Origin of the sequence: Nonomuraea sp. NPDC049607, from assembly GCF_040675375.1 — a bacterium.
Taxonomy (GTDB): domain Bacteria; phylum Actinomycetota; class Actinomycetes; order Streptosporangiales; family Streptosporangiaceae; genus Nonomuraea.
On the sequence record NZ_JBFAOV010000032.1, the window covers coordinates 22235 to 39165 of the forward strand.

At 65.7% G+C, this 16931-nt stretch carries 22 protein-coding genes and 1 pseudogene; 18 read left to right on the forward strand and 5 right to left on the reverse strand.

Annotated features, from left to right (window positions below; all coding sequences use genetic code 11):
* Positions 1-200: 200 nt before the first annotated feature.
* Both AB0J97_RS40165 and AB0J97_RS40170 read right to left on the reverse strand, forming a co-directional pair.
* Positions 201-713, reverse strand: coding sequence for an ATP-binding protein (locus AB0J97_RS40165; RefSeq protein WP_364099172.1), 513 nt, complete (start codon positions 711-713; stop codon positions 201-203).
* Between the two features lie 393 nt (positions 714-1106).
* Positions 1107-2042, reverse strand: coding sequence for a hypothetical protein (locus AB0J97_RS40170; RefSeq protein ID WP_364099175.1), 936 nt, complete (start codon positions 2040-2042; stop codon positions 1107-1109).
* Positions 2043-2316: 274 nt separating this feature from the next.
* Here AB0J97_RS40170 and AB0J97_RS40175 point away from each other — a divergent pair, with 274 nt between their 5' ends.
* The 3 genes and pseudogenes from AB0J97_RS40175 to AB0J97_RS40185 all read left to right on the forward strand — a co-directional run bounded on the left by AB0J97_RS40175 (position 2317) and on the right by AB0J97_RS40185 (position 6329).
* On the forward strand, positions 2317-2955 hold the full coding sequence (locus tag AB0J97_RS40175; RefSeq protein WP_364099178.1) for a hypothetical protein: 639 nt from the start codon (positions 2317-2319) through the stop codon (positions 2953-2955).
* Positions 2956-3866: 911 nt separating this feature from the next.
* Positions 3867-4124, forward strand: a pseudogene (locus AB0J97_RS40180) (site-specific integrase); the annotation flags it as partial.
* 1560 nt (positions 4125-5684) lie between these two features.
* Positions 5685-6329 carry a Crp/Fnr family transcriptional regulator gene (locus tag AB0J97_RS40185; RefSeq protein ID WP_364099405.1) on the forward strand — a complete coding sequence of 215 codons (645 nt, stop codon included), beginning with the start codon at positions 5685-5687 and terminating at the stop codon, positions 6327-6329.
* Positions 6330-6700: 371 nt separating this feature from the next.
* On the opposite strand, the gene AB0J97_RS40190 is transcribed toward AB0J97_RS40185, so the two are convergent.
* The 3 genes from AB0J97_RS40190 to AB0J97_RS40200 form a co-directional block, all read right to left on the reverse strand.
* Positions 6701-7090, reverse strand: a complete 390-nt coding sequence (locus tag AB0J97_RS40190; protein ID WP_364099181.1) for a GntR family transcriptional regulator — start codon at positions 7088-7090, stop codon at positions 6701-6703.
* A 236-nt stretch (positions 7091-7326) separates the two neighbouring features.
* A complete protein-coding gene (locus AB0J97_RS40195; protein ID WP_364099184.1) occupies positions 7327-8418 on the reverse strand; it encodes an alanine racemase in 1092 nt (363 codons plus the stop codon).
* 34 nt (positions 8419-8452) lie between these two features.
* Positions 8453-9217, reverse strand: coding sequence for a GntR family transcriptional regulator (locus AB0J97_RS40200; protein WP_364099187.1), 765 nt, complete (start codon positions 9215-9217; stop codon positions 8453-8455).
* A gap of 400 nt (positions 9218-9617) precedes the next feature.
* Between AB0J97_RS40200 and AB0J97_RS40205 the strand changes: the two genes are divergently transcribed.
* The 15 genes from AB0J97_RS40205 to AB0J97_RS40275 all read left to right on the forward strand — a co-directional run bounded on the left by AB0J97_RS40205 (position 9618) and on the right by AB0J97_RS40275 (position 16924).
* Entirely contained in the window at positions 9618-9791 is a 174-nt protein-coding gene (locus AB0J97_RS40205) for a hypothetical protein (protein ID WP_364099190.1), read from the forward strand.
* An 11-nt stretch (positions 9792-9802) separates the two neighbouring features.
* Complete coding sequence (locus AB0J97_RS40210) at positions 9803-10183, forward strand: RNase adapter RapZ (RefSeq protein WP_364099193.1); 381 nt, start codon at positions 9803-9805, stop codon at positions 10181-10183.
* A gap of 74 nt (positions 10184-10257) precedes the next feature.
* Positions 10258-10401 (forward strand): hypothetical protein, encoded by a 144-nt coding sequence (locus AB0J97_RS40215; protein WP_364099196.1) that lies wholly within the window; start codon positions 10258-10260, stop codon positions 10399-10401.
* Positions 10398-10733: a WhiB family transcriptional regulator gene (locus AB0J97_RS40220; protein WP_364099199.1), complete on the forward strand. Its 336-nt coding sequence runs from the start codon at positions 10398-10400 to the stop codon at positions 10731-10733. The genes AB0J97_RS40215 and AB0J97_RS40220 overlap by 4 nt, the downstream gene beginning before the upstream one ends.
* Positions 10733-10972 carry a hypothetical protein gene (locus AB0J97_RS40225; protein ID WP_364099202.1) on the forward strand — a complete coding sequence of 80 codons (240 nt, stop codon included), beginning with the start codon at positions 10733-10735 and terminating at the stop codon, positions 10970-10972. The genes AB0J97_RS40220 and AB0J97_RS40225 overlap by 1 nt, the downstream gene beginning before the upstream one ends.
* Positions 10972-11163 (forward strand): hypothetical protein, encoded by a 192-nt coding sequence (locus AB0J97_RS40230; protein WP_364099205.1) that lies wholly within the window; start codon positions 10972-10974, stop codon positions 11161-11163. The genes AB0J97_RS40225 and AB0J97_RS40230 overlap by 1 nt, the downstream gene beginning before the upstream one ends.
* Positions 11160-11543: an RRQRL motif-containing zinc-binding protein gene (locus tag AB0J97_RS40235; protein WP_364099208.1), complete on the forward strand. Its 384-nt coding sequence runs from the start codon at positions 11160-11162 to the stop codon at positions 11541-11543. Before AB0J97_RS40230 ends, AB0J97_RS40235 begins: the two co-directional genes overlap by 4 nt.
* Positions 11540-11815 carry a hypothetical protein gene (locus tag AB0J97_RS40240; protein ID WP_364099211.1) on the forward strand — a complete coding sequence of 92 codons (276 nt, stop codon included), beginning with the start codon at positions 11540-11542 and terminating at the stop codon, positions 11813-11815. Before AB0J97_RS40235 ends, AB0J97_RS40240 begins: the two co-directional genes overlap by 4 nt.
* Positions 11812-12741, forward strand: a complete 930-nt coding sequence (locus tag AB0J97_RS40245) for a DUF2637 domain-containing protein (protein WP_364099214.1) — start codon at positions 11812-11814, stop codon at positions 12739-12741. Before AB0J97_RS40240 ends, AB0J97_RS40245 begins: the two co-directional genes overlap by 4 nt.
* Complete coding sequence (locus AB0J97_RS40250; protein WP_364099217.1) at positions 12738-13019, forward strand: hypothetical protein; 282 nt, start codon at positions 12738-12740, stop codon at positions 13017-13019. Before AB0J97_RS40245 ends, AB0J97_RS40250 begins: the two co-directional genes overlap by 4 nt.
* A 5-nt stretch (positions 13020-13024) precedes the next feature.
* Positions 13025-13450 carry a hypothetical protein gene (locus AB0J97_RS40255; protein ID WP_364099220.1) on the forward strand — a complete coding sequence of 142 codons (426 nt, stop codon included), beginning with the start codon at positions 13025-13027 and terminating at the stop codon, positions 13448-13450.
* Entirely contained in the window at positions 13447-13851 is a 405-nt protein-coding gene (locus AB0J97_RS40260) for a hypothetical protein (RefSeq protein ID WP_364099223.1), read from the forward strand. The genes AB0J97_RS40255 and AB0J97_RS40260 overlap by 4 nt, the downstream gene beginning before the upstream one ends.
* Complete coding sequence (locus tag AB0J97_RS40265) at positions 13851-15908, forward strand: hypothetical protein (protein WP_364099226.1); 2058 nt, start codon at positions 13851-13853, stop codon at positions 15906-15908. Before AB0J97_RS40260 ends, AB0J97_RS40265 begins: the two co-directional genes overlap by 1 nt.
* Positions 15909-16187: 279 nt before the next feature.
* Complete coding sequence (locus AB0J97_RS40270) at positions 16188-16667, forward strand: hypothetical protein (protein ID WP_364099229.1); 480 nt, start codon at positions 16188-16190, stop codon at positions 16665-16667.
* A gap of 2 nt (positions 16668-16669) precedes the next feature.
* Positions 16670-16924 carry a hypothetical protein gene (locus tag AB0J97_RS40275; protein ID WP_364099232.1) on the forward strand — a complete coding sequence of 85 codons (255 nt, stop codon included), beginning with the start codon at positions 16670-16672 and terminating at the stop codon, positions 16922-16924.
* Positions 16925-16931: the final 7 nt, after the last annotated feature.

The window sequence follows — 16931 nt, forward strand, 5'->3', positions numbered from 1 at the left end:
GCTCGCTCGCTGTTCGGCGACCGGATCGAGGAGTTCGAGGACGCGGCCACCACGCTGCTGCAGCACCCGCCCACGACGGGCCACTGACGGAGGATGCCGAGTCCCGCGTGCTACTCGCCCGGCGCTGACCCCGGGCCGGGCGGAACCGGCTGATGCAACCAGCCCGCCCGGCATCTCCCCCACTCAACCTGCGCCAACGTTCACCATCCGGACGGGACTTCGGCGCACTCGTCCTCGCCCGGGGGCTCGAACCGGGCGTAGAAGTCGTTCAACGCCTCCGACGTCACCGTCAAGGCGTCGGCGTCCTCACGCAGATTGCGTTCGACCAACCGCCGCAGCAGCTCACGGCGAGGCACGTCGAAATACACCAGCCTCCACCGGCCTCCCGCCTGCTCGACCAGCTTTTTCCACTCCTCACGGTCACGCCGCCGCCACAACCCCCAGTCGACAACGACGTCCTTCCCGGCCCTCACCAGGTCGACCAGCCGCTCACGGACTTCAGCGACCGCCGGCGCCTCCCGAGCGAAGTACTCCTGCTCGGGGTAGTCCACGCCATAGCGGCCGTGCCGCTGGTAGACGAGCTCATCCACCGACAGCCGCAGCACCCCGGCCGGCTCCAAAGCCTGCCGGGCATAAGTGGTCTTGCCCGAACCGGTCAGCCCGACCAGCAAGTACACCACCGGCCGTGCGTCACCGGCCTTCGACCTGCGCATCTCTGCCACTACCTACCATCCCGCCGCTCGCTGCTGCCGGACCTCATGCGTCCGGCTCCGATCACTTGTTCCCCCCCCTTGATCAATCGGGAACGATCAACCGTAGATGGCCGTTGATCGCCGTGGGCAGCCGGACATGACACGAGAGGCCCGTCCCCGCGTTTCCGCTGGCGACGGGCCTCTTTTTGCTCGTGCGGCAGGTGCAAGGTTCGAACTTGCGCAGGCTGAGCCGACGGTTACAGCGCGTGACCCTTGCGGCCGAAAAGCGGCCTTCTACCTGCGGTAGAGCCGTGTCCCAACACCAAGAAGCCCCTGATCATTGCACGTATATTGCACGCGGACCACGCGGAGCGCCCGCCAAGGCATACGGTTTGATCCGTGGCTACTGGATGGTCAGACGTAGCCATGCTCGGCGGATCGCGGGCAGAGGAAGATCGTGAGCGCGGCATAGCGGCCAAGCTGGAGCGTGGTGGGTTCGAGCGTCTCTTGGCATTCGGGCGTGCCCCAATCGAGGTGGCGTTCTTCAAGGGGACGCCATCGGGATTCGCTGCCATCCCATTCGCTGCTGGCAAGTTTCAGGAGTGGCTCTGTTTCCGTTCCACAGACGTCGCAGGGTAGCTCGTACATGTCGGTGATGTGCCATGATTCCCATCCTCCGATTTTGCAGCCCGGCGCGATGGACAACTGAGAATGGTAGGAGTGCTCAGAAGTGTCTTCCCATGCGTCCAGGAACGTCTGGAGATGCTCTGGCAGCTCTTCGGGATCCGGGTACTCGATGACGCGTTCGGGATGAAGCACGCAGGGGCGCGGCAGGTAGCCCCCATGGCTGAGGTCGGCCACCGGGGTATCAGGCCCACCGTCGGGCGTGGTGTGATCCCGCATCGGCGGTTCAGCGAGGACATCGGTCAAGTCGGTGGCGCGGCGCCAGACCAGCAGCGGAGCGGGAGCGGGTCCCGTGTCGTCCAAGTCGTGTTCATTGGGACACCACAACACCTGAAGCAGATCGGTTCCCTCAGGGAAGGGGATCTCCGGAATGTCGCGTGCATAGAACTGTGCGACACCGACCATGGGGATCGGACTCTCCGGGACGCGGTCCAGCATCGTCAGCCAGCCGGGCTGGCCGAAGGGCGCGGCCTGTACCTGCACTGTTCGGTCGCATGCCGGCCACGGCTCATTGGACGGCCAGAGCAGCGGGCCTCCAATATGGCTGTCATGCACACTTGGCTTTCCAGGCCGGGGGTGAAGCCGGACAGCTGTTCTTGCGTACGTGCGCAACTCGGACAACACCTGAGTGATGTCGACCGAGGGCTTGGAAGTGGTGCGAGCCATAAGCGCGAAGACTAGGCCGCTGGCACCTACAGAGAGAAGACCGGATCTTGAGCTTCCTCGACGGCCTCGGGCTGCTGCGGCGCAACGCCCGACCACGAATAAGATAACCTGCGAATTAAAGATCCAGTTCGAGCTGTTCCAGATCGTTCAATACAGGTCAACGCTTGTATGTCGTCCTTCCTGAACAGGTCTGAACGGCCGTGTACTGCAACCCGAACCGCAACCGGCTGTGAGTCGATGTGTGTCTCTGTTCGCAGTACTCGCTGCAGTACCGATGTTCCTGATCATCCAGGACGGCCCGAAACCAGATGAGCATCAGATGTCCGAAGTCGGACGATCCGGAGCTATGGCCAAGGGGACGATTCTCACGAACCTGAAGAGGGCAAGGCGTTCGGGTGACCCCGTGAGGATCAGCCGTGAGATCGAGCACGTGGATCGACTTGATGCCTACGTGGTGGCCATTGGCCGTAAGTGGGCACTGCTGCACACCATCTCTGACGAACTTCATCTCGATGGCTACTCGGCTATACGCCTCCGCGACATCGAGCACGCAGCGCGCTCAGGTTGGAAGGGTTCGACCATGACCCATCGCGCCCTTACCTTGCGGGGGGAGTACCCCCCGCCTCTGGCGGGGATCGACCTGGATTCCACCACGGGCCTGATCACAACGTTGACAAAAGCGTTTCCTCTCGTGGCCATCTACATCGAGAGGATCGACCCGCGTGTCTGCTTTATCGGCCGTGCTCGCGGGATCACCCGGAAGAAGCGAGTGCGTCTCCAAGAGATCGGCCCGGCCGCGGACTGGGCGCTCACATGCTCTACGAACAAGACGACGGACATCACACGGTTCGACGTCGGTGGCGGGTACATCGATGCGCTCCACGCAGTCGGCGGAGATCCACCAGAGTGTTGATCCTCGACGGTGCAGTGTCGCGTAGCCGGAACGCACACCACCAGTTTGGACGGTTTAGGCACACGATCTCTGTGCCTGCCTCGGTGCAGCTCAACGAGGGCAGTCATCCTGTCCGCGCTTCCCCGCGACTCCCCTCGTCGACCGCCCTTACGGGCACGCCGGCGAGGTGCCGACGGTCTACAGCGGGCCGACGTTCCTGACCGCATCAGGCATCTGACCTCGGGGTACGGCTCTCACCCCTCCCGCGCCAGGGAAGATCATCCGGCATTTATCCCGCAAGGCAGAGCCAGCCGACGAAAATGCACGACAATCAGCCGCTGACCTGGATGGTTGACGGGAGCGATGCGACATGTGATTCTCAGCTCAGCGTTCTGGACGCTGGGTTCTGTTTTGTGGGTGCACGGTCGCCGTGCATGATGCGTTGCAGGCTCCAGCGACAGACACCGATTCCGAGAGGTGGCTCTGTCGTGTCATTGCCCTTTGCTGTCCTGATCACAGTTCTCCCCTGGCTGGTGCTCGGCCTTGTGGCACTCATGCGTGCGCGCCGAGAGGACATCCCTACCATCATTCGCGCTCTCGCCCGATGGGGGCGCCGTTAACGGCACGGGAAACGCCGCAGAAGAAGCGAGCGGGGAACCAGAGAACTCGGTGAGCCGTGCTGAGGAACGAAGCACGGATCGTCGATCGCCCCCAGCCATATATGGCGACCGGCCAGGCAGTGGCGATCGCAGGGCTGCATCTGCGCGGCGGCGTGGCAACCCCGGTCGGAGCCTTCGGTCCGTACGGCGGGGCCGGCGTGCGGTGCCCGGCCCGGTGTCCCGCCGCCGTCCGGGACCGGCCCTCAGGCCGCACGCCTGGACGGCGGGCGGGCGGAGGGCCGGGGGTACGGCGACGCGCCGCGCCGCCGCTTGACGGCCTACACGGAGGTTTGGCAAGAAGCCCGCAAGCTCGCCCTGACGCCCTCCCAGGTCGCCTCTCCGCTCGCCAAACGACCGTACGACCTCCGACACGCGGCGGTGTCCCTCTGGCTCAACGCGGGAGTTCCGGCCCCAGAGGTGGCCGAACGTGCGGGGCACAGCGCCGATGTCCTCCTCCGGGTCTACGCCAAGTGCATCGACGGCCACCAAGAGATCGCGAACCGGAGGATCGATGACGCTCTGGCAGCCTGAGCCCTCAGATATCCCCCCTTGGGAGGAGCACGAAGATACGATCCAGCCCATGTCGGATCGAACGGTTAGCGAGTACGCGTTTACGTACGCATCACCTACCTCGCGACGCGCAGAGGGTGGGGAGTGCATCTGGTACCGCTCGCACGAGGGCTCGTATGACCTGATCCGTACCGGCAAGGAGGGCAAGCGCCGGTACCACGTCTTCAATGCTGAGAGCGGAGAGCACTTGGAGGAGTTCACAAGCTGGGATGCCGCTCGCCAGTGGATCGACGAACAGCTTCGAGCAGCGTGAACATGCGCGCCATAGGGTCCCGGAGATCGTCCGGGGCCCTTCTCTCGTCTTCGGGACACATCGATCTACGTGAAGCCCCGCTCGACCTGGGGGAACACACCTCAAGATCATTGCGCGGATATTGCGTGACCAGCGACAAGCAGCCGCTTACCGCGGCTCACGGCTGCACACCCCTGAAACGCAGAAGAGGCCCCGAAGGGCCTCTGATCTGCTGTTGCTGCTGGTGGCAGGTGCAAGGTTCGAACTTGCGTAGGCTGAGCCGACGGTTTTACAGAGCACTGTCTACCGAGCTATCCAGTAGGGCTTGACCTGGGAAGATTCCTCTTACACTGCTTGCCACACTGGCATGGCGACGCGCATACGACGCACAAGCGGTAACCGCGAGGGTCAGGCGGTCGGCAGCGGAACAGTCACTGCCCTCTCAGCCCGCCCCGTGCGGCCTCCGGTTTGGATGCTAAAGCTGATCCACAACTGGACCAATCTCGGAAGTAAGGGGCAACCGCCAGCGTTGACCACATCGCCATCACACGGCTTTGATCCCGACGACCGGGAGGCGGAGGTGGGCTACCACCCCCGCCTCCGCCTCCCTACGCTGCGTCCTGTCGCGCTCGGCAAAGAGGCTTAGGTCGAGCATCCTCCACCTTAGTTGATTTTCGTGCCCGATATGTCGGGATCCACTGTGCGGGGTAGAAGTACGCCCATCCGAGCTAGAGAAAACCAAACCGTGCAATCCACTCGCTCGACACGGTTTCAAGGCGCTCGGAGGAGTATTTTTGCAGTTCAGACACACCGAACCCCTCAGATTGCTACACCGCGCCAGCGCGAGATCGCCCTATCGCGCCCCTGGTCTATTGTCTTCCCCATAGCGGGTCCTACCACGCCGCTATGTCCTGACAAAAGCGCTCGGCAAAGCAGCTAAGGGAAGGGGATATGAGTGAGAGATACACATGCTCTCATAGTAGGAGCTGTCGTTATTGTCTTGATTGTCTGTATAGTCGGATATGCCGCTGTCAGGCTCTCAGCCGTGGACTCCAAGCGAGTCGCTCGCATTCTACTGGCCTTCGCCGTTGTCATCACGGCGCTCCCGGCCGTCCTATATGCGCTCTACGGCACGCAGTGACCCTAAGGCGATGACTCCAAAAGTACGCCGTGCCGGCCAGATAACCTTCTGGTCCAGCCTCTCTCAACTCGAACGGGCCCTGATCTTACGCAGGAGCACGCAAAAGAACGTATACCGAGGCGACATCATAATGTCGAATCAGCCCGCCATGATAATCTTGCGCTCGGGATGCTGGGTCCGACTCGAAGTCGAAAATCCCGGCAGCACGCGAGCCGTACTAGATATCGTGGGTCCCGACGATCTCCTAAGCGGGCTCCACGCAACAAGTCCTGTTAGCCCTGTTTGGCTAGGGCAAGGGAAATGTATCGGCACGGTTCTCAAGCGAGGAAAGATCCTCGAAATCCCCCTCCACAGCGTCCGAGAGATCGTCGATAAGAAGCCATCCCTTAGAGATCACATCGCACACAGGCATAGTGTGCAACTACATACGGCTACTTGGATCCATGCTATTACCCATCTTGCGGTCGAGACGCGTGTCGCGCTGCTACTGATCAGCCTGCTCTACCGATACGGCGAGCATAAGCCGGGCGAAGGAGAGGCCGCGCTGGCCCCACCCTTGTCCCAACCAGATATCGCTGGATGGATTGGTATCAGCACTGCGTCGGTCGCCCGAGTCTTCAAAAAATGGAAGGACGCAGGACTCATTCGCATTAGCCACTCCACAGTGACTATTGCTGACATTAGAGGGCTATTTACTCTAGCCGCATCCGATGCCCCATCTGAGATGGTCCCAGCCTGGGGCACCCATAACCCATACGAGTTCCCTGCTAAGCCTGCTTCGCGTAGAAGGTAGAAAAATCTTTAGCACCACCACCTCGCCCCCATGAGACTCGAAGGAGTACTCCTTCGGGTCTCATGTATCTTCTGGGGACACCCCTACCCCACAACATGGGCCTGGTCGTCCACCACCGTCCACTAACGCCCATGCTCGGCTCTGACCGTTGTCACGCATTTGGTCACTCAAGCACGCTTCGCACCCCTGCTAGGGACGGATCTGCCGCGGAGCAAGCCAGCGAACGATCACGGTGGGATGCCAGGTCGCCAGGACGGCCATGGAAGCATTATCAGAGGTGACCTGATGTCCTAACATCAAGGCAAAGTTGGTCTTGTTAGCGATGCTCTCAGGCGCGCAACGGCTCAGCCGAAGCCTGATCCGCCAAACCGCTACAGGCTTGAGCTGTCCTGGCCACGAAGGATCCTAAGGATCTCTTCCAACTTCGCCCCGTGATCACGTTCGATCTCGGCAAGCCTTGCCTGAACGTTCGAGATCTCCAGAGCAAGCGCGGCCAGCGTAGTCCCTTGCTCCGATACATGGTCAGGCGACTCCGCCTGGCGCTCGGGTCCGCCAGCAACGAAGACACCGCGCCGCTGTACAGATTGAACAAGCCCCTGACTCTTGAGTAGGTCAAGAGCTCTGCGAACTACGATCTCCGAGACGCCGTTCTCTTCGGCAAGCTCTCTGTAACTTGGCAATTGCACGCGGGGCGGAAGCTCCCCGCTGCGGATGCGACGTGCGTACTGGCCCGCGATGCGGACATAGGCCGGTTCCCGCATTCGATGATCGCCCCCTGGTGGCTCCTGTAGTCCGAAGCTACGTAGGCGGCGGCCCTTCTGGAAGAGGTCCGTTCAGCGTCACCTGGCTCATCGGGGACAGCGGGAACAGCCTGCCCCCGGCAGTGTCCCCGGTCCTGCGTCACGTCTTCCCTGGTCAACACCCGATCGGGCACAGCTGTCGGCAGAAGGCCCCGGAGAAGCCGTTGCTCTCCGGGGCGCTCGACGCAGAGTCAGACTCAGCCGACGTAGTGAAAGGTCGGCTTCGGATGCATCAGGAAGTCGTGATGCGAGATGTTCCACGCATAGGCGCCAGCCATGAGGAACTCCACGACATCTCCTGTCTTCAGGCTCACTGGTACGTGACGCGCCAGTGTGTCCTTCGGTGTGCAGAGCTGCCCGACAATCGTGGTCTGCTCCCCCGCCTCGTCAACGACCATGGGCTGACTGTGCCCCTTGGTTGCAGGGGTCCGGATGTGGTGCGTTCCGCCCGCCACGACGGCAAACAGCTCCCCATGAACGCGCTTCACGTCCATGACCCTCGTGACATATCTCCCGCAGTAGACCGACATGGACCTGCCCGGCTCGATGCGCAATGTCTCGCCGGGGCGTCGGAGAGCGGCCAAACCTGCGCCGTATGCCTGCCAGTCGAATCGTGATTCCGGGTCCGTGTAGGAAACGCCCATGCCACCGCCGAGGTTGATCTCCGTGACGTTAAGGCCACGGGCGTAGTCGAGAATCGCACTGGCCAGTTCGAGCATGGTAGGTGCGTCCAAGCCACTGGCCAGGTGGGCGTGGATTCCGCGAGGCCGTATGGCCTCCTGGCCTCTGAGCATGTCGAGACACTCGGCAACGCCCTCCGGGTCCATGCCGAATGGCGTGGCACCCCCGCCCATCGCCAGAGACGCCCCTCTGATGGGTATGTCGAGATTGACCCTAAGGAGCACGTCAGCCGAACGGCCTGCGGCAACCAAGCGTCGGATCTCACTCGGGCTCTCGATGTGGAGCCGGTGGACTTCAGCGAACAGCTCGGCGTCCGTCTTGCCGGGGCCGCCAAGGGCGACGCGCGCTTCAGGGAAGTGCTCGCGCACGTGCGCGAGTTCTCCCCCGGACGCGATCTCGAAACCCTCGACATAGGGCGCGATGACCTTCATCAGGTTCGGGTCCGGATTGGCCTTTACGGCGTAGTAGACCTCGATGTCGCCCATGGCCGACCGGATGGCCGCCATGTGGGCGTCAAGGTCGGCCAGGTCGTAGATATAGGCGGGCAGTTGGCCCGCGTCGGCCAGCTCCAAAGCGCGGGCGCGGATCGGCAAGGTCACAGCTGTCATCTCGCTCGTCTCCTTCGAGTGGTCTGGCCGTACGTCAGCTCAGCGGGAACGTGTGCTCGATCACCAGATAGTGAGCGGGTGTCACCGTCGTAGTCACCTCGACAGCCTGCCCCGATTCCGTCTTCCCTACGTGGAAGATGTCGAGAACCGTGCGCTCGGGGCTGATCTCCAGAGCGTCCGCTTCCCCGTCCGTGGGAGGCCTGACGTGGATGCGCTCCGTCGCTTCGATCTGGGCGAAGCCGAGTTCGGCCAGCGCGGACTTCACGCCGCCCCGGATGTTCGGCCCTTCGGTTTCTAGGTCGGTGCCTTCCGCGATGGAGAGCGGGAACCACGAGGCATTGAGCCTCACGGGGATGCCGGACGCCAGCAGCCGGCGACGCCGCACAAGGGCGTTCTCCTCCCCGCGCACCAATCCGAGCGCGTCGGCGACGTCGTCTGGCGGCATGGCACGCTCCACAGTGATTTCGTGCCGCGGCTCCAGCCCGAGTTCGCGCACCTCCGCATCAAATGCGCCACGTGCCTGCCAGCCCTCGCGTGCCGCACGTGCGTAGCGGGCTGCTGAGTGAAGCATCGGCGGAATGTAGGTCACCATCGTTCCCCTCCCTTGCTTGGGGCGGATCATGCCCTCCGCCGCAAGTACCTGCATGGCTCGGTTGACGAGGCTTCGCGACGCACCGTACTTGTCCGCGAGAACCGGCTCAGGCGGGAGCACGGAAGCCGTCGGGTAGACGCCTTCGATGATCTCCTGCCTGAGCTGCATGGCGATTTGACGGAAGCCCAGCTTGCTTGGAGTGCCCATTTCTCCCTCTTTGGCCGTTTTGCTATCCGAGTCGAAACATTAAACGTTTGACGTTTGTTGACACCGAGCCCTCGCGGGTCCATCATCAGAGCCATCGACAAACGTTTGGCGTTTCCTCGGCAGCATACCTGCCACGTCAGGCCAAGTCGAACAACTGAGGTGAGGCATACCTCACTTTCACTGCACGACCGGAGGCACTCGGAAGGCGATCCGACGGGATCGCACGCCGACGCTGACGGAACCGCTCCGGCCGACGGGCCGAACGCACTCGACGCCTGACAACTAAATGGGTCACCGCCTCCCGTGAAAAGGCGGCCCGCGCAGGTCACGCCCCTGCGCACTGATCGTGTCGTTCACCCGAGTTCACTCAGGTCTCCCGTCTCTGAGGAGGGATCCACTCATGTACTCCGACCGCAAACCGCTGCGTCGCTTCCTGCTGTTCGTGCTCGTCGGCCTCGCTCTGGTGTTCGTGGTACGTCAGCCGGACAAGGCCGCCGTCGCCACCACCCACGCCTTCAACGGGTTGATGGCGGTGGCCGACGCTCTAGCCTCGTTCGCCGGCAACCTCGGTTAGGCGCCGACCAGATGCCTGCCGTTGAGATCGTGTCGTTCGGCTACCTGCACGGTGAGCCGCCGTCCGCGCATCTGACCATCGACCTGCGGCACCACTTCAAGGACCCGCACATCTCGCCTGAGCTGCGGCACATGACCGCGCACGATGAGCCAGTGCGTACCACGGTGCTGGGCACGCCCGGCATCACCGACCTGTTGACGGCCACCGCCACCGCTGTGACCGCGTTCCTGTCCGGCCCGAGCGCCGGAACCGTCATCGTGGCCGATGGCTGCGCTGGAGGCCGACACCGCGCTCCAGTCTTCGCACAACACCTGGCCAACCGGCTGCGTCGAGACGGCCTGTCGGTCACCCTGCATCACCGCGACCTGGACAAGCCCGTCGTCCAGCGCTGATCCGTTCGCTCCGGGGGCGGCCCCGAATCCGCCAAGACACGAGCCGCCCCCTTCACTCCACAAGGAGCATCACCATGATGAACCGCTTCGGCGGCATGACCAAGTCCGACTGCTGCCCGTCCGACTGCCGCAATGGCACCATCTGGAACCCCGGTTCCGGCCCGTATCCGTGCCCGATCTGCCAGGGCAACAACGGCGCCGTGAAGGCCGGCAAATGAGCGCCGACCTGCCGGTGACGCATCCGGCTCTCGCGCTGCTGGCCGCCGTCACCGAGGGCGTGCCGCGGCATCTGGCCGATGAGGCCGCGTGCCGGTTCGACCCCGAGTTGCACACCGGCCCGGACGCCTTCACCGACGAGCCCGCCGACGAGCGGGCCGCGCGTGAGCAGGTGGCCCGTGAGGTGTGCGCGGACTGCCCGGTGTGGGCCTCGTGCCTGCTCTCCGCGCTGGACAAGCGTCCGGCCTCAGGGGTGTGGGCGGGGCTGACGCCCGAGGAACTCCGCGACATGTCCGCGCCGGTGTCACCGAATGCGGTGCGAGGGGTGGCGTGATGGACGTCCGCTACTTCACCGTCACGGCGCCGGCGCCGTGGAACAAGTCCGGGATCGCGCGGATCACCGTGCGCACCGGCGGCTCCTATCCGGTGTACCTGTGCATCGGTAACCAGCGCGCCGGACTGCGCGCCGATGAGGCGTGGGCGCTGTGGGTGGCGCTGGGCAACGCCCTGGCAGCCAGCTTCGGCCCTGCCCCGGACTGGGCTACATCCCAGCAGGACGGGGGCAGGTCGTGATGGCAACCGTCGAGAACACCCACAACGAGGATGCCCGCTTCACCTTCGGGCTGGTCAGTGACGTTCTGAGCGCGCTGGAAACGCACGGGTACCGGCTTCCCGATGAGGAGGGACCCCGGCACCGCGCGCTGGGAGAGACGCTGGCGAGGCTGGCCGAGGTGACACGCGTCTTTGAAGGAGGCGCGTCGTGAGCCGCATCCTGGCCCGATTCTTCGACCCGACCGGTCAGCGCTACGGGTTGCCGTCGTGGCCGTGGCAGATGGCACCGGCGCACCTGCTCACGATGCGCCAGCTGACCGCGCGGGGGCTTCGCCCCGGTGGTCAGGAGGTACAGGGACAGGTCCTGTGGGCCTCGCGCCGCTACCGCGCCCGCGGCGGGGTGCGCGCGGCCTACCTGTACGACGTCCGGCTGGCGCTGCCCAAGCGCACCCCGACCGCCCGACAGCGTGCCGCGCTTGGCAAGGCCCTGACCGCCCGCCGCACCTGCCCCGACTGCACCCGCGACGTGGGCTACGTGCTGGCCCGCCACCTCGGCATCTGCAACGACTGCGCTGAAAGGAGCGCCGCATGACCACCCCGACCAACACCACGGGCAGCACCCAGGGCAACGCCGCGTCCACCAACGGCGCCACCCCCAAGCAGGCCACCCGCACTCTGTTCATCGTCATCACGGTGCAGAGCGGCCACGGGGAGATATCCACCAGCAGCCACAACGTGACCGTCCCCGTCGGCATGCGTCATGAGAACCTGCTGACGCAGGTACTGAAAGAGGGCATCCCCGAGCACCTGCGCGGCAGGTCCGTCGTGCTGCACTACTCCGTCCACCCGGCGGTGGTCGCGTGAAAATCACCCGCCGGCGCGACTGGTGGACGATCGGCGGTGTCGGCGTCGTGGCCGCCGCCGCGGTCATCGCCTCCTTCACCGCACAAGCCGGACTAGGGCACCTGGCCGGATGGGATGCCGCCCTGGCCCTGCCCGGCGGTATCGAGATCTCGCTGTCGTGGCTGCTGCCGCTGTGCGTGGACGCCTACGGCGCGGTGGCCACCCGGATCACCGTCAACGCCAAGTACAGCACTGAGACCCGCAAGCACGCGCTGATCCACGCGGTCGGCGCCGTGGTGGTGTCCATCATCGGCAACGCCATCTACCACGCGCTTGAAGCCGGCGTGCTGCACCTGGGCAGCTCCCGGTGGGTGCTGGTGGTCGCGGTCAGCATGGTGCCGCCGGTGGCACTCGGAGCGCTGGCTCACCTGATGGCCTTGTGCGCCCGCGACGACACCACCGAACCGGCGTCGGAATCGGTACCCGCCGCATCCCCGGCCCGTACGGACAACGCGCCTACGGCGAACCCGTCCCGTCCGACGAGCGTGAGGGAGGAGCCCGTACGGGTGGAGCAAGTCACGCGCGTCCCTCACACGCCCCGTACGGGTCCGGCGCCGCGTGCGGTGGCCGCCGCCCGTACGGGCGTGGTCGAGCTGGCCACCGTACGGGCCGACCGTACGGAGCGGGCGGAACGTGTGGACCGTACGGCCTTCATCGCCGAACTCGCGCGCCAGATCCGTACGACCGAAGCAGACGGGAGCCAGTGGGAGCCCGACTACGACGACCTTGAGACCCGTTCCGGCTATCGCCGCTCGTGGTGTGAGAAGGCCGTACGGGACGCGCGGGCGCTGGCCGCCCACGATCAGCCGTCCACCACCAACACCCACGCCGGCGACGCTGACAAGCACACCGGCCATGGCGCCGGTGAGGGTGAGGTGGCCCAGTGAGCCGCCGCCGCAACTTCCTGGAACTGCTGGTGGGGAACCTGGTCACCCTCATCCTGCTGTCTGCCGCGGTCGGGCTGCTGACCGCTGAGCTGACCCCGTGGCCCCCCTCGGTGGCGGTGTGGCTGTCCGGCTTCACCGCCGGGCTGATCGCCGCCCCGCTGACCCGTACCTGGCACGCCGTGCTGGCCGTACGGCTGTCGCGTCCCCCCGCCGCCCGTACGGCTGCCCATACGGGCGGCAAGCGTACGGGTGGCCGTACGCAGCGCGGGGGGCAGTGATCGTCATGACCAAACCCCACACGGTGTACGTCATCACCGACGCCGCCCCGCGTACGGCTGCCGCTGGCTCTGGTCACGCCCGTCCCGTACGCCCGGCCGGTGTGCTGGCGCGCACCGCCGTGGCGGTGGCCGCCCTGCTGCTGGTGTCCGGGCTGATTCCGGACGTGTACGGCTTGCGCTGGTGGCTGTACGGGGCGGTGCTCGGCTGGCTGGTCTGGCCGTGGCTGGCCCGTATACGGGCGTGCGCCGCCCTGCTGTTCGGCGCGCTCGATGCGCTGCTGGCCGCCTTGCTCGGCACCCGCCGCCTGGTCTATCTGGCCGCGCTGCTGTGCCAGGCCGTACGCGAAACCCGAACCTCTGCCCGGCCCGCCGACAACGCCCCCGGCGGCGGCAACGACGATGCCTCTTCTCCGGAAGGAGACCCTTCGTGAGCACTCCCGACAACACCGCCAAACCCGGCCGGAGCCGGATCCCCGAGCTGTCATCGATCCCTTGGGAGGGTCCTTCGGCGATCACCCGCTACGCCCAGGTCGGCCGCAACCTGGCCCGTGACCTCGGTGAAGAGTTCGCCCTCGGATCCGATGAGCTGTACGCGGTGCTGATCCGCAGCTTCAAGGGCCACCCGGTGCTGAGCGTGTTCGGCGCCCCGGACGTGCGCCGCCGCGCCCGCCGGGTGGTCAAGCGGCTCAAGCGCGCCGCCGAACTCCAGCGCGGCGCCGGGGTGGAGCTGGTGAAGTTCCACGCCCAGTTCCGCAAGGAGTTTGTGGAGGTGCTGCCGCCGGCCAAGCCCGATAAGCGGCGCCAGGAATTCAACTGGAAGGAGGAAGCCTGATGGCCCGCACCACCGCCCCGCCGACGCCCGCGACGCTGCCCGCAGTCCCGGACTCCTCATCCTGGGAGCAGGTGGCTACCCGTGAGGTGTCCAAAGCGCTGCTGTACTTCCCGCCCTGGCTGGTCGGCGTGCTGCTGTTCGGCCTCGGCGCCGCCTTCCACTTCACCCTCGCCAGCGACGACCCGCAGACGATCGCCTGGACCACCGCACTGATCATGACGTGCGTGCTCGCGCTGACCGCGCTGACCTGGCGTCAGTCGCACGCCCGCAGCCTGACCGGACGCGCGCACACCACGCTGACCACGCTGGCCGGTGGGCTGTGGGTCTGCGCGGCCACCATCAACGGCCCCGCCAGCACCGTCACTGGGCGGCTGATCCTGATCGGTGGGGTGGCGTTCGCGCTGTCGTTCAACATCCGCACCGTGATCCGCGCCAAGCAGATCGACGTGGGCGGCGCGGCGTCCGACCCTCTGGGGTTCCTGTTCGGCCGCGGCGCTGAGAAGGCCGGCATGCCGTCGGTGCAGGCTCGCACCATTCAGGCGTCGGCGCACAAGGTGACCGGGGAAGTCCAGCTTGCCGAAGGCCGTCAGATCGCTGACGACCTGCAAAAGAAGGTGCCCTACGTCGAGTCGGGGATCGGGCTGCCGCCCGGCTCCATCGTCACCAGTGTCGATCCCGACGACGCGAGCAAGGCCAAGGTGGTCATCTCCGACCCGCGGGTGATGAAGCAGCCGATCGCATGGCCCGGCCCGTCGCGCGTCGGCGCTTCGATCGCTGAGCCGGTACGGCCCGGCCTGTGGCAGGACCTGGACGAAGTCGCCTACGTCATCGTCGGCCACCATGTGCAGATCATGGGCAAGACCGGCGCCGGCAAGTCCATCGGCGGCGCCTGGAACCTGCTAGGAGAGATCGTCACCCGCCGGGACGTGGCCGTGTTCGCCATCGACATCACCAAGGGAGAGCAGACGCTCGGACCGCTCAAGGCCGCCCTGCACCGCCTGGAGACCACCAAGGAAGGTGCCAAGGACCTGCTGACGGAGATGCAGGCCAACATCAAGCCGCGCACCGACCTGCTATCGGCCAAGGGCCTGCAGAAGTGGGCCGAAGGGTGCGGGCTCACCTACTGGGTGCTGTGGCTGGAGGAATTCCCCGACATCTACGACGCCCTGACCGACAAGCAGCAAGAACAGTTCCTGTCGCTGATCAAGGCGATCCGCAGCGCGGGCGGCACCGTGGTGCTGTCGTTGCAGCGCAGCGACTGGACCCAGATGCCCACGATCGCCCGCGGCCAGCTGGCCAAGATGTGCTTCGGCGTCGACTCGGCCGCCGATGCCACCTTCGGCCTGTCCGAGGCCCAGGAAGACGCCGGGTGTCGCCCCGAGCTGTGGAGCAACAAGCAGCCCGGCATGGCCTACCTCGATGCCCCGTCCATTCCCGATGACCGGATCACGATGCCGATGCGAACCTACGCCTGGGGGATGAGCGCCACTGGCGCCTTCGACGACGAACGCGCTAATGAGCAGATGCGCGCTCACGCCGCCGCCTTCCCCGCCATCCACAAGCAGATCGACCCCATGACCGCCGCCCTGTCCCGGCTGGCCGCCAGCGCGCTGGCCGCACCCGCCCCGCTCCCGGCCATCAACGACGGCACCGCCGCAGACCCGGCCGACGACGACCCCGACGACGATGAGGAGGTGCGCAACGTCGCTACCGAGTACCTGAACACCGACGACCCCGACCCCGAGGTGAACGTAAGCCTGGATGACGAGATCTCCGACTTCCCCGCAGGGGATCCGCCGCTGACCTTCGCCCCGCCCGAGCCCAAGATGACCCCGGAGCAGCGCGGCGCGGCGCTCATGGACCGCCTGCATGAGCTGTGGGACGACGGCGCCCGCGACGTCGGCACCGGGGACTTTAAGGTGCTGTGGGAGACCACCGACATCTCCCGCGCCTGGTTCCAGAAGCAGATGAGACGCCTGTCCGAGGCCGGCGTCATCGGCGCCTACGACGACGACCGGCAACGCTACCTGATGCAGGAGCGGCCCGAACTGCCCTGATCCTCAAGATCCCGTGGCCCCTTTGCGGGGCCACGGGCGGGGGCTGGGGGAGAGAGTTACAGCTCAGAGCAGGGGCCACAGCGCGTGGCCCCCACTGTGGCCCCCCTCGTGGCCCCCACTGTGGCCCCCCTCGTGGCCCCTGCGTGGCTCCCCACTTCACTGAGGCGTGGCCCCCCTCGTGGCCCCCTCAACTCAAGATCAAAAACTTTCGCGGTTGCATCCCACGCGCAGCCGTGCGCGCGAGCCTGCCCACCCTCTGCCTGGAAGGGCAACCCGAACGTGAACCCGCTGCGACTGCCCTCGGCCGGATGGCGCGTCCTGCGCTACCTGGCCACCTACAGCGCTACCGCCACCCGCGTCGGCTTCCGAGCCACACAGCTTCGCACGCACACCGGCGCCGACCGCGCCGATCTGGTGCTGCTGGCCGACCTCCGATACATCACCGGCCGGCTCCACAAGACACAGCAGAACTACCCGATCAGCATGCAGACCGCTGACAACCCCCTGCTCCGCATCCACCTGACGAAAGCAGGCAAGACCGCCGCTGACCGTCTGGCCGCCCCCTACCGCGCTCTGCGTCACCTACGCGCCTACGGCCCTCTCCCCCTCGCCATGCTCCAGCACGACGCCGGCGTCGGCCCCGACACCCTGACCGAGCTTGAAGCCCTCGGACACATCGAAACCACACCCACCGACCGCCGGATCACCCTTACCAGCCTCGGCCGCCGGTACGCCGAGCCCTACAGCCACCAGGACTAGCGATGACCACTCCGTCCATCTTCACCACGCTCGCGACGATCGCCGTCTGCCTGACCGCCCTGGCGATGCTCGCGCTCATCCTCCTGGCGTCCTACCGGGTCAGCCTCAAGCGCCACCCCTACACCCACTGCCGCCCCTGCCAGGGCACCGGCGAGCGTCGTAGTCGCCTGTTCGCGCACTCCTTCGGCTACTGCCCCACCTGCACCGGCACCGGCCGTAAGACCCGCCTCGGTGCCCGCCTGCTCAACATCCGCTGACCCCGGC